Source organism: Paenibacillus sp. FSL F4-0236 (assembly GCF_038000135.1).
Lineage (GTDB): Bacteria > Bacillota > Bacilli > Paenibacillales > Paenibacillaceae > Paenibacillus_AQ.
The window spans coordinates 839,504-852,547 of record NZ_JBBOBK010000001.1; the positions used below are offsets into that span (position 1 = coordinate 839,504).

Sequence of the window (13,044 nt, forward strand, 5' to 3'; positions counted from 1 at the left end):
ATGCTTAACCTCCCCAGTAATTTCTGATTATCGTATGTATAATATAGATTTAAAATATTCAAATTTACGAAAAATTTACATTATTTCCTTAAATAGAACGCTAGTTTGGAAGGAGGTGGTAGAATTATGGCGAATTATGTATTTTGACTTAGATCAATAGTCCACATTCGAGTTTTTCGGAGGTTAATGATGCAAATTGCTCAGATAAAAATCAAAAATTTTAGAAGCTTTGGACCAAATGAAAGTACTATCGATCTTTCTGAAATAACAACATTCGTTGGCAGTAATAGCGTTGGTAAAACCGCATTGATTCAGTCCTTACAAAAAATGTTCGGATCATCTCAAACTGAACGATCCATTACAAAGGGTGACTTCCATACCCCTCTTTCTTTAACTACTCAAACGGACATAATGGAATTATTCATTGAAGTGAAAATAATGTTTCCAGAACTAGAAGAGGGAGATATAACGGTAACAAATGCAATCCCGCCATTCTTTCATCAATTAATTATTAAGGCTCCACAAGATATTCCCTATTTAAGAATGAGACTTACGGGTAAATGGACACCCGGGAATACACCAGACGGTGAGATTGAACAAAAGCTGAACTTTATTACTGTTCCAGAGGAACAAGAAATAACAGAAGATGACATTGTAGCAGTGTCACCACACCAACGGTCAACTATTCAATTTATATATGTCCCTGCAATACGCGAGCCTGTTACGCAATTAAAGAATGCCTCTGGGACGATATTATGGAGAATTATGAGAAACATTAAGTGGCCTGAAAATATTGACCAACAGATAAAGGATCAGATGGTTCCGGTAAATGATTTGTTTAGTAGTATAACGGGAGTTGAAGAAATTAGAGAGATAATTAGTGAAGAATGGAAAAAATACCATCGGGATTTTCGTTATCAAAATGCTTCACTTGAATTCAGCAGTGCAACGCTTGCTACTATACTAAAAAGAATCGAAGTGGAGTTCTCTCCTACTCAAGAATTAGGAAATTACTCAATTGATAAACTAGGTGATGGCTTGCGTTCATTATTTTATATATCCCTTGTTTCATCACTGTTAGAAGTCGAACAAAAATTAGTCGTTAACTCTTCAACTTCGCTAACGATTTTGGCTGTTGAAGAACCAGAGAATCATATGTCTCCACATTTACTTGGTCGTGTTATGGACAATCTCAACAGAATTTCTAAAAGAGATAACGCACAAGTTCTACTTTCATCACATAGCTCCTCAATCATTAAAAGAGTTAGTCCTGAAAATATACGCCACTTTAGGATTAATCTTGTTCAAGGGGATACAATTGTCAATAAAATAGCACTCCCTGATCGTCTGAGCGATTCATATACTTACATTAAAGAGGCTGTTATAGCTTATCCAGAGCTATATTTCGCACGACTTGTAATTTTAGGAGAAGGAGATTCTGAAGAAATTGTTATACCTAAACTTCTTAAAGTAAATGGAATAATGACAGATGATGAAGGAATTTCTATAGTTCCCTTAGGTGGGAGACACGTCAACCATATGTGGAGACTTTTAAATCACTTATCAATCCCTCATATTACCTTGTTAGATTTAGACCGTGAACGTAACGGGGGAGGATGGGGAAGGATCAAGTATGTACTAAATCAATCGATAGCAAATGGTAAAGAGGAAAGTGAAGTTTTATCGGTAACGAGAGATGGAAAACCTTATAAAATAACTACTGAAGAACTTGAAAATTTTCATAATCGACCATTGAATTCGAAAACAATAAATTCCATAAATAAATTTTGGTTACCTCGTTTGGAAGAAGAAGGTTATAATGTATTCTTTTCTTCACCACTTGATTTGGATTTTTCAATGCTTGAAGCTTTTCCTGAAGCATATAAAAAAACAGTTCCTCTAGGTCCCAGGTTTCCTGATGAATTTGAAGAACCAGATAAATACAAACAAAAAATAATTAGTGGAATTCAAGCAACATTAAAAAACGAGTCTTCTACAGGCTTCTCCTATACTGAAGAACAACATGAATTAATGGTTTGGTATAATACATTATTTTTAGGACGAGGTAAGCCTAGTACACATATCGAAGCATTATTGAAAATAGCAGATACTGATTTAAAAAATAACTGCCCTCCATATTTTAATAGACTCATAAAACGCATTTTTAAGTTACTCAATTTATCAGAGCGAAAAGAGAATGGAAAATGATAAAAAAGGACGATTGGATTCCGTCAGAGGGGATAGTTTTAGAACCAGCGGCGGAACTTGCGATAAAATCAGAAAAGAATTCAGTGGTTTTAGCTGGCCCTGGTGCAGGCAAAACAGAACTGCTTGCTCAAAAGGCAAGCTACTTCCTACAAACAGAAATATGTAATCCTCCTCAAAAAATATTAGCAATAAGCTTCAAAGTTGATGCAGCGGAAAATCTACAAAAAAGAGTAGAAGTAAGATGTGGTAAAGAATTGTCTAAAAGATTTGAATCCAAAACTTTTGATTCTTTCGCTAAATTAATTGTAGATAGATTTAGACTTTCAATAGCTGAGGAATATAGGCCCCAAAAAGACTATAATATTATCCTCGATTCGAAAGAATTTAAGGAAATAATAATAGGTTTTCTGACAGAACGAAATCCCATACGTCCTAACTGGATTCATGAAGTGCATTTCGATAAATTATTTAAAGCACTTGCATCTCAAACATTACCTCTTTCTCAAATCGATAGTGATTCATCTAATTGGATATTGAGAAATATTTGGAATTTACTGATACATGGTAAAAACACTTTAAATAGTTCAATAACATTTCCGATGATAACTCGACTTGCAGAATTTATTTTAAGAACAAATCCTTTCATAAAAAAAGTACTGCAATCAACTTACAGTCATATATTCTTGGATGAATTTCAAGATACAACTTATCTACAATACGAGTTAATATCTACTGCTTTTAATTCTCCCATTAATTTCTTGACTGCTGTTGGAGATAATAAACAACGTATAATGGGTTGGGCTGGTGCCATGAGTAATTCCTTTGAAAATTTCTCTTCTGATTTTGAAGCTTTAACATTTGAATTAACGCAAAATCATCGTTCTGCACCAAAGTTAGTTGAAATACAAAATACTATAGCCAGCATGATGAAAGAAAATACAGTAAGAGTAAAAAGTGCTAAAAAGAAATGCGATTCTGAAGGGATATGTGAAGTTTGGTGTTTCACTCATTATGAAGTTGAGGCCAAGCATCTCTCATTAGATATAGAGGAAAAAATAAAGACTGGAATAATAACAACCCCTCGTGATATTTGCATTTTAACTAAACAACATGAGCATATATATGCTAAAGCTATAATGAACGAGTTGAATTTGAAAGGTATTCATTCAAGGCTAGAAAAAGAATACCAAGAAATAATTGACGATGAATGTGTAAAACTTATTATTGATATATTAAAGCTGGCTTGTTTTGAGAAATCCCCAAGGTCTTGGAATAATACGATGGACTTATTAATTAATCTAAACGGTTATGACTCTGAAGAAAACGCTAGAGAACTTATTAACTATGAATTTTCTTTACAACTATTTATCAGTTCTTTAAAAGAAGACTTAGAGATTGTTTTTTTTGATGAAGTTGCTTTGAAAGTATTTGTTAATGATCTTATAAGTAGAATAGTTACTTTTGTAGGAATTGAGAAGTTAAAGGCGGCTTTTCCAAAGTACGCTAGAGGAAACCTTATGTCTAATATTTTAAATAAATTATCTGAAAAACTTGTTGAGTCAAATTTAAAACGTACTAATTGGAGAGATGCTATTAAAGAATTTTTAGGAGACTTCAGTATTCCTATAATGACTATTCATAAAAGTAAAGGTCTTGAATATCATACAGTATATTTTATTGGTCTTGAGGACAGTGCCTTTTGGAGTTTCAAGTCACAACAAGATGCTGACCTGTGTGCTTTTTTTGTAGCCTTGTCCAGAGCAAAACAAGAAGTTTATTTTACTTTTTCTAATATCAGAGAAGTTATGCATTACAAAGAACTCAAAGAGATAGAGCAATTCACTTCAAATATCTCGACTTTATATCAAATGCTATCAAATTCAAATGTAGAAATACTTGATTTTACATAGTAATAATATATGTAAAATCATAAGCGTTACTCCAAAATTCATGAGTGAAAAGAAAAATAAGGGTTTCAATGGAGGAGATAAGGTGCATATAAATGAAATTTGGATTTCTAAGTTAGATAGTTTGAGTGATTTTTCTTTAGGGTTTCCTACACCATCAGACTATCATTGTATTTACTAGAATGGGGGCATAGAATGAGTGAATTTATTATAGAATATGAATTAGAAAAGATAAAAAATCACAATACAAGGGGTTACCTAAAAGAAGTGATTTCTTGTTATAATACAGGCAATTATAGAGCTACAATAGTTACATTATATTCTGTCGTAATATATGATGTTTTACAAAAAATAATAGAATTAAATAGTATATATAATTCCGAAGAAGCACAAGCAATATTAGAAGACATAGAAAAATCCCGAAAAAAGAATGAACGTTCTCCTGAATGGGAAGAAATGATTATGAATCGAGTTACTGAACATTGTGACGATAATAAACATGATGATAACAAGAAATATCTTAATTTTTTTGACTCACATACTTATGGTAAATATAAAAGGCTAAGAAATGATCGACATAAATGTGCACATCCAGCCCATGACTCAAATCATGAATTGCGTAATTTCAATAGGGACGATGCTAGAGTGCATTTAAGAAATATGTTTGAACATATATTTTTAAAAGATACTGTAGTATTTGCAAATTTCATAGAATTAATTGAAAACGATATAAGTTATTATGGAGACAAAGTTAGTTATCAAAACTTAGATAGCAATATTACAAATTACTTTATTACAAAATATTTCATTAATTTCTCAGACGCTGCAACAAAACAAACATTCAATTATCTATTTAATTATATGCTAAAAAATGGGCAATCAAATAGTAGACGAATATTAGCGATGAATTTACTACTTGACTTAATAAAACAAAGACGGGATTTATGTTTAAATTTTTATAGGGAAAATATGAAGAGTGTTGCATTAGAATTTAATTATACAGAAGAAAAAATATCGTTTAGAGATTACGGAGAATCTTCACTTGAAAATTCAGAAAATAATATTTCAAAAATTATAAATCTATTTTTCGAGTATCCAGAGTTCTATTATATTTTAGAAGATTATGAAAAAAACAAGTTTATCATTAAATGTAAAGAAAACATCAATTATTACTTTATCTCATATTTCATAGAAAACGAGAACATAGACGAGCATTTAATTAAATCTAAAGAGTTATTGTCAAAGTTGAATATTGAAAATAAACCAAAATTTATAGGTGACTATCCTAAAGTCAAACCATATTCAATACTAAAAATGCATAATAAATTTAATAATTCACCGTATCTCAAAGAATTAAATAATTTTATTGTAGATAATATTAAAAAATCAAACGATTATTATTATAGTATTGAAGTTTTAACGGAAATATTGCCACTTACAATTAATAAATTTAACAGAGAAAGCTTGAAAGAGTTATTATCAAATATTTCTAATAACAATGATTTTACCGGTTTAGGTGGAAGGAATCAGTATGGTAGTTCATTTCGCTCCCTTAATGATTATCTGGAACCATATGTTGAAACAATAATAAAAAAATTAGGCAAAGAGTTTGATTATATAGATTATTGCACTCATGAATTACTGGAATATTTAAATCAAAAGAAGGAAGTCTATTTTCCTACGAAATAAAGAATTTTATGGGTCTGTAAAATAATTTGTGAAAGTTCAAGATGCTTAAATGAGCTCAAAAGCTTGTTTATTCAAGAAATGCTAGTGTTAGAAAACAGTCATGGTCAGTATGATGAACAAGACAATGGTCAAGATTTGATCAAAAATAATCTGTTTTTATAAATTGGATGTCACTGGCTAAATTATGTCCAAGCCTCCCCTTAATGCGACTGTTTTTTGCCCAAGAGAACGTATTTAAAAACCAGTGCTTTTCATCTTGAGGGGGAGGGTCTAAGAATATGAGAGTTCAAATACCACTGATCCTTAATTTAGACATTTCTTAGTATAAGGTGGTCACACTTGTTCTTTTGATTGAGCGACTGTATACAGCATCCCAAGAATATCAAACCTAAAAAGTCTTTTTCTTATATGCATTATTCTGCTGTGTCCAGATCTTACAGAAACACCATCTCTCCACTGGCAGCGAAGAAATCCGTTTTCATTCAAAAGGGCAGTAATGCAATGTTTCTGCCCTCCATTTTGCTAACATTTTTGCTAACATATCTACATATCCAAATCTCCGAATGCAGAGAGTATAGAACACAAAAAAGTGCCTTAAACCCGCATGGCTGAAGGCTTTCATGCTCGATCTTCCCGTGGTGTGGAAAATGGACTAATGGGACTGTTTCAGGACTTAAAATCCTGCGGTACGTGAGTACCGTACGGGTTCGACCCCCGTCCTCGGCATCACAGTGAAAACCTTGAGAAATCAAGGTTTTTTTGTTTTTCTATAGTTTGAATCTGTTGAGTTTCGGCTGCCGTCATTATTAAGCCCCAAGTCTAAAGTTAGTCGTCACGTATTTTTCCCTCGTTTTTCTATACTTCCCTAGTAAGATATCAATTAACGGAACAGGCAGCATTGAGCAAAATCATCAATCAAACCCTACACGTATTTCCTAAATTATTCATGATCGCAACACCGAAATAATATTAGAGCCAAGAATAACGTTTACTTTCGCTTAGATGATGTGAACACAGTGCTTGAATTTAAATGCAAAATATTCGCATGGTTATCGAAGCTTATTGGGCATCTATTAGTCTTCCAGTATATGGTATAGTAAATGAAAAAAATAACTAAGGAAGGTTCTCGAATAATGAATTCAGATATTAACAATTTGGTTATCGTAACAGAAAAATTAGAGCAATTCGGCATTAACTATTCCTTGGGTGGGAGTGGTTTATTACTAAGTTTAGGTCTATTCAATTTCGCTCATGATTGGGATATTATGACTGACGCACCTAAAGAAACTATCATAGATGCTCTACGAAACTTCAAAGTTGAGGAACTAAAGAGTGGGGATTATCCTTTCGGAAGTGAGTATAAACTATTAATTCACAAAAGAAACCCTCAGGTTGAAATATTAGGGAACTTCTCGATTTATTCTACTAAAGGGCTTTGTAAAATGCCAACAGTTCCGACTTCGAGTTGGAATGGTGTTCAAGTTTCTGCTCCTGAAGTATGGTTTGTTGCCTATGCTCTAATGAATCGTATGGATAAGGCAAACCTGCTATTCTCATTTTTGAAGAACAACGGAGCAAGGAATGAAATACTTAACAAACTAATGAAAGAGCCACTACCTGATGAATTATTGCACAACTTAGAGTCTCTTTTCATTAAGCACAATGAAGGACTCCAATATGAAAAAAACTATTTCTTGAAGTGTATTTACTCATATTTATATTGAGTCAAACTTTTGGAGTATTGTAAAATCTCCTCAATAAATAGAGAGCCAAACTCTTTAAGGTCTTCATTATTCACGTAATATGGAAATACTTTTTTCAGTGCTTGTCAATTCACAAGCTCTGGAGAGGAGCTTTTTAATATGTAATATTTCATGAAGCACCGTATATCGAACGGTACGTACAGTGGTGTGAGAGATTGGAGTTCGTTGATTATTGTCGAATAACATCTTAATTTGTTGTATTATTGATAAAGCTAGTTTTCAAGATTCAAGGAGGGTTATAGTTTGCTTACACTGAGAAGAGCCGAGCCGCGTCAAAGTAAAAAGCTCAGTCTCACATCGCTGCTTACGGGCTTGGTTACGCTGGTGGTTCTACTAACCTCAAGCATTCTTCTGATCGGTTCTTACGAGTCCAAAAAACAATCATTGATGGAGACTACGCTCCATTTGAATTACTACAACGCTGACCGAATGACCAAGACAATGGATTCCTTATTTCAGTCCATGCGCAGCAGTTTGGAATATAGCGCTGCCACACTCTCCGATGACGATGGCTCAACGCCGAAGCAAGTAGATGATAATTTAGAACTGATGCGCAATAGTAGCAATTACTTCAATTCTATCGCCGTGGTCGATGCCGACGGGCTGGTCCGCAACGTAGTACCGACTAGTTTGGGGACAACAGGCGACCATATTACTTCTAAAGTCGGTTTGGAAGCTCTGGCGTTCAAAAAACCTTACATATCCTCCCCCTATATGACCCAAACCACCAAGAGACTAATCGTTTTTATGAGTCAGCCGATTTTCAGCAACAATGGCATATATCGCGGTATTTTGAGCGGCACGTTTTATCTGCAAGAGAACAATATTTTGTCTATGATTTTTGGCGACAACAACGTGGACGATTCTGGCTCTTATTATTATATTGTGGATTCAAGCGGGCATCTGTTGTACCACCCGGATAAGCAGCTCATTGGGGAGGATGTCAGCCGTAACAAGGTTGTACAGAAACTTATGAAAGGGGAAAGCGGGGAACAGCAAGTGCGCAACACCCGTAACGTTGAAATGCTTGCCGGATACTCCAGCGTACCGGCCAATGGCTGGGGAATTGTGGTCGTTTCGCCGATTAGTGTCATTCATCATCAACTGATGGGCCACCTTCGGACAATTCTCGGGTATTCGTTGTTTCCGTTCATTATACTCCTAATGGGCGTCATTCTCGTAGCGTGCAAGTTGGCCCGGCCTTTTGTCTCCCTGGCGAATCTGGTGAGCAGGATGGGCAAGGAGAAGATTGTATTGCCGGAAGCGAAGCCGCAATGGAGCCGAGAGGCAGATCTGCTGACCAAGGCTGTGTTGCTTGCCGCGACGGATATTCAGAAGCAGACGGATCAACTGACCCAAGAGGCTACGACGGATGCACTGACCGGTTTAATGAACCGGAGATCGTTAGAGTATACGATGGACCAGTGGATTGCCTCAGGGCAACCGTTTTCGCTCATTGTGCTGGATGTAGACAAATTTAAACTCGTGAACGATACCTACGGCCATCTCATCGGTGACGAAGTGCTGAAACATGTAGCCAAAGTTATAGTTACTTCGTTTCGCCCAGACGATGTTTGCCACCGCTACGGCGGTGAAGAGTTCGTCATCTTACTGGCCCACACTAGACCTGAGGAAGCCTTCACCGTAGCTGAAAGAGTCCGGCGGGCACTGGAACAAAGCAGGGGTCCAATCCCGACACGGGTTACGATCTCCCAGGGAATCGCCCATTATCCTGTTCATGCATTGGAGCGGGAGGGGCTGCTGGAGAAGGCGGATCAGGCGTTATACCTGGCCAAGAGCAGGGGAAGAAACCGGACGATGATCGCTGATGTTTGAAACAATTGCTCGAAATATGCGGTACGTGCTTTATCCTCTGGATCATAGTGAAAGTTGAAAATGCGGCACCAGCAACAATGGAAGAAGCATTGATAATATTCCCGAGGAAAGAAAACCAGAGTGGGAGTATTATGATCGTTGGGTATTTCCTAAGAGCAAGTAATTAAGAAAGCCAGAAACGCACATAATTCTGACTATTAAAGGGCTAGGTGTTGAACTTTAAGCACTGAAAACTCCAGTGTTATCAAGGCTTTGGCGGAACAGGCAGACGCACAGGACTTTAAATCCTGCGGTACGTGAGTACCGTACGGGTTCGACCCCCGTCCTCGGCATTACTAAGAGCAAGGGTTTTAGCTCATTTGAGCTGGAACCCTTGTTTGTTTTTAAGCGGGTTTGCTGGCATTTTGCTAACGCTGGTTCATTCTGGTTTTATAACGGCAGCCTCTTTACCGCATTTCCGTCAAAAGAGCGGTTGCCAACAATATGCAATTTTCCCTTTTCGTACTCGTTTCTTTCGGTTCCGCGAAAAGGGTGTGTACAATGATTTGAATTCATCAGATCCAATGCAAGCGCATATTTATAAGGGTTACCAGGTTGGATACAGTCCGGCTGTAAACATAATAGCCATCGTATTATCAAGCACAAGCTTGAGCGTGTCAAATATGATGTTTTCAATTCAAACAACAACTCGGTTTTGAATGGTCTCATTTCCATAGCCGGAAAAGCAGCAGTTGCATGCGCTGGGGTAATAAAAGGAGGCAGTTATGCAGGATTTTGCAATGTCGATGTTATGGTTATGGATTTGCTATTTTATAGTGACTATTGTTGGAGTCTTACATACCGTATTTAATATTTTCGCGTTAAAAATGAGTCCAATGGACGAAAAAGGTATGGGGGAGGGATATGAAAAAACAAAGCCTTGGCATCCTCTTTATAATGTCATTCTGTTTTCTATCTTTGGTTGGCTATATATGCGGGGGTTATCTGTACCCAACCTTGAAGAAGCTCTTATTACAGGGGCAATATGGGCCGGAGTTTGCATTATAATTGATGTTTTGGGCTGGGTGATCATTAAGCACCCTTGGAGTCTTTCTTTCAAAGAATTCTATATTCATTATCAGCCATGGATTACACTTATATATTTGGTTATTTTTATGGGTCCTGTAATCGGATATTTGTTCGTTTAATTAAATTTCATATGGAGCATGAGGGCATGGCATTGAAATCGGGCGGTCATTGATTTCTGTTTTGCATGCTACACTTGTTCGAGTCATTGAATCGGATAAAATTGTTCAGGCACATGAGAAGGCTCTTAACTTTCTCATGTGTTTGTTTTTATTTGGCAGACCTGATCTCATCTTGCAAAGTTATAGTGCTTCCAAGGGCGATGGCTTCATCGACCGCGAATGACAGTCTGATATCTATTAAGGCATCCGCTAATGAGTATGCTGAAATTCCCGTGTGCAGGAAGCTGGACATATTCAATAAGGCTTGTCCTATCCCAATCTCTTCATCAGAAAGGGGAGAGGGATGAAACGGGTTCTGAAATAGACTAAGCTGTCCTGCACGCAATTCATGCAAGGAGAGACTTTCCAGACTGCCTTCCTGTCCGCTTTGAATCCGACTAATGTTCATATACTCCGTCTCTTCGGTTCCCAGGCGACGGATAATCTCATTATCGCGAATTTCCCCATGTGATCCGCGGATGAGTACCCGGTTGGTACGGAGGGGCGAGAAATATTGGGAGCGAGTGAAGTCAAGCACAGCGCTTTTGCCGGAGGGAAACACCATAATTGCGATATCCTGCTGCTCTGTCTTCAGGTCATCTTCGGCCTCCCTCCCCCTATAAGAGAAGTCCATGATTGGAACCTCTAGCCGGCGAGCTGTGATTTCACATGCTGTGCCAGTGATCGAGAGCCATTTACGGATCAGGCTGATTCCATGATAACCATGCGCAACAGAGACTTGAACATGACCTACCTCGCCCAAATGTCCGGTTTGAATATAGGCGGTTCTTGCCTGATGGTGAGGCAACAGCGGATATTGCTCAGCTATTTGAATCAGAGGGGAATCCATGGCGCTGAATCGAAGCAGTTCATATTCAGCCGGCGTAGAGGCGGTGGGTGTTTCGGCCAACACAGGTACTTGCAGCGCTGCAAGCTCCAACAGCAGTGAGGCGGCAGCGGTCTTGGACACCGCCAGGACCACAAAATCGCTCTCGGCCGCAAGGTGTTCTATCGAGCTGTATACGGTCAGTTTCCATTTGTCGATCAGTTGCTGGTATTTGGCAGGGTTGCGGATCAATACACCTGTTACCTGAAATTGCTGCGGAAGCAGGTGAGCCAACTTAAGATACATTTCCGCCCGCCAGCCGCTTCCGATTATTCCAAAACGAATAGGTCTGTTCATCTTTAAAATACACCTCTAATGGTTGATTAGTATGTAAACACCTTCGTAGCACAGGCATCAGTTGTCTCTTATTATTGTATATAAAAAAATGATAGAGTACATAGGATTATGTATAATGTGAAACTAGTACTTTTTGTTGTCTTTAGTTAAGCTATCTTATGCATTTACATACAAAGGAGCGATTATCCAATAGCCGGATGATCGCTCCTTTGTATAATCCACTTATAAAATTTCAATCAATGACCCATTCCGTGATTGTTAACGGTGTAAATTGTAGAACCGGAATCGACAGCGGAAGCACCTGCAGAGGCGATCATTAAGCTGGAACTAATCAAGACCACGACTGTAAGCAAGAACATTTTCTTTTTCATTAGTAAACTCTTTGACTATTATTTTTTCCATTATGTTGTGATACATTTGAAGTTGTGATTGATGAGCATGTTCTCTTAGGAGCTCAAAGAGTGCTACTGATTTCTTGAGGTTTGTATCGTTTTCAATTTTGATACTAAAAATTAGAGTTTCTAGAATAGTGTTGATTGCTTCGTTCATATTCTCTTGTTCGTAGTAATACATCACCAGCAAATAAATGTATTCCTCGTAATATCTTATATCCACATTAGTCACATACTTTTCTATGTCATTTACGTTGTTTTTAAGATCACTCAGAATCCAATCTACGGAATAGTTATATTTTATCGAGGATTCCAAGATGGTAATTAGTCCCGGTAGTAACTCTTCCTCAGCACTGTTTCTAATAAATTCAACATACTCCTTTAGGACTCCTGTCTGGCCTTCCAAAAGGTCGAGCACGTAGGTATTGGCTTTTGCAATATTACAGTAGTATTTGACTTCATTAATTCCTTCATCATCTAACCCTTTGATCCATCCTAATTCAGCATATTTTTGAATACACATTCTAGCTTCAGGATACTTACCGAGCTTTTGCAGTGCGATTCCTTTTGAACATAAGCTAAATCCAAAATAATAGGGAATACTCCGCTTCAGGTTTTGTTCTCTCAATGTGTCACTGCTTGTCTCATATATGAATGCAATCTGGGTAATCAATCTATCTGCAATTTGAATCATAGCACCCCAATTTTCCAATGAAAAAGATGCCTTAAGCATACTAGTTAAGAAATCAGCATTTAATCCATCCAAATCCAACTTCAATGCGATCTTCCTTTCTTCTGTATATCATTCATCTGTTATTGCTATGTCGTTTGTATCTCTAG

8 protein-coding genes are annotated in these 13,044 nt (G+C 37.0%); 6 read left to right on the forward strand and 2 right to left on the reverse strand.

Annotated elements, in window-relative coordinates; all coding sequences use genetic code 11:
* The first annotated feature begins 186 nt into the window (after nucleotides 1-186).
* From NSQ29_RS03910 to NSQ29_RS03935, 6 genes are all read left to right on the forward strand, one after another.
* Entirely contained in the window at nucleotides 187-2,208 is a 2,022-nt protein-coding gene (locus NSQ29_RS03910; RefSeq protein ID WP_341124396.1) for an ATP-dependent nuclease, read from the forward strand.
* A complete protein-coding gene (locus NSQ29_RS03915; protein WP_341124397.1) occupies nucleotides 2,205-4,118 on the forward strand; it encodes an ATP-dependent helicase in 1,914 nt (637 codons plus the stop codon). Before NSQ29_RS03910 ends, NSQ29_RS03915 begins: the two co-directional genes overlap by 4 nt.
* A 192-nt stretch (nucleotides 4,119-4,310) precedes the next feature.
* Nucleotides 4,311-5,804 carry a hypothetical protein gene (locus NSQ29_RS03920; protein WP_341124398.1) on the forward strand — a complete coding sequence of 498 codons (1,494 nt, stop codon included), beginning with the start codon at nucleotides 4,311-4,313 and terminating at the stop codon, nucleotides 5,802-5,804.
* A gap of 1,133 nt (nucleotides 5,805-6,937) precedes the next feature.
* Nucleotides 6,938-7,528: a hypothetical protein gene (locus NSQ29_RS03925; RefSeq protein WP_341124400.1), complete on the forward strand. Its 591-nt coding sequence runs from the start codon at nucleotides 6,938-6,940 to the stop codon at nucleotides 7,526-7,528.
* A gap of 282 nt (nucleotides 7,529-7,810) precedes the next feature.
* Nucleotides 7,811-9,403 (forward strand): sensor domain-containing diguanylate cyclase, encoded by a 1,593-nt coding sequence (locus tag NSQ29_RS03930; protein ID WP_341124403.1) that lies wholly within the window; start codon nucleotides 7,811-7,813, stop codon nucleotides 9,401-9,403.
* Between the two features lie 764 nt (nucleotides 9,404-10,167).
* The gene (locus NSQ29_RS03935; protein WP_341124405.1) at nucleotides 10,168-10,590 is read left to right on the forward strand and encodes a hypothetical protein; all 423 of its coding nucleotides are present in this window, start codon (nucleotides 10,168-10,170) and stop codon (nucleotides 10,588-10,590) included.
* A 148-nt stretch (nucleotides 10,591-10,738) separates the two neighbouring features.
* Here the strand turns inward: NSQ29_RS03935 and NSQ29_RS03940 are convergent, their stop codons facing one another.
* Both NSQ29_RS03940 and NSQ29_RS03945 read right to left on the reverse strand, forming a co-directional pair.
* The gene (locus tag NSQ29_RS03940; RefSeq protein WP_341124406.1) at nucleotides 10,739-11,812 is read right to left on the reverse strand and encodes a Gfo/Idh/MocA family oxidoreductase; all 1,074 of its coding nucleotides are present in this window, start codon (nucleotides 11,810-11,812) and stop codon (nucleotides 10,739-10,741) included.
* 327 nt (nucleotides 11,813-12,139) lie between these two features.
* Nucleotides 12,140-12,982, reverse strand: a complete 843-nt coding sequence (locus NSQ29_RS03945) for a DNA-binding protein (RefSeq protein WP_341124407.1) — start codon at nucleotides 12,980-12,982, stop codon at nucleotides 12,140-12,142.
* Between the last annotated feature and the right edge of the window lie 62 nt (nucleotides 12,983-13,044).

What these genes read in the sequence shown, in the direction of transcription:
- NSQ29_RS03910 (WP_341124396.1), top strand. Translation starts at nt 187, where the DNA reads ATGATGCAAATTGCTCAGATAAAAATCAAAAATTTTAGAAGCTTTGGA.
- NSQ29_RS03915 (WP_341124397.1), top strand. Translation starts at nt 2,205, where the DNA reads ATGATAAAAAAGGACGATTGGATTCCGTCAGAGGGGATAGTTTTAGAA.
- NSQ29_RS03920 (WP_341124398.1), top strand. Translation starts at nt 4,311, where the DNA reads ATGAGTGAATTTATTATAGAATATGAATTAGAAAAGATAAAAAATCAC.
- NSQ29_RS03925 (WP_341124400.1), top strand. Translation starts at nt 6,938, where the DNA reads ATGAATTCAGATATTAACAATTTGGTTATCGTAACAGAAAAATTAGAG.
- NSQ29_RS03935 (WP_341124405.1), top strand. Translation starts at nt 10,168, where the DNA reads ATGCAGGATTTTGCAATGTCGATGTTATGGTTATGGATTTGCTATTTT.
- NSQ29_RS03940 (WP_341124406.1), bottom strand. Translation starts at nt 11,812, where the DNA reads ATGAACAGACCTATTCGTTTTGGAATAATCGGAAGCGGCTGGCGGGCG.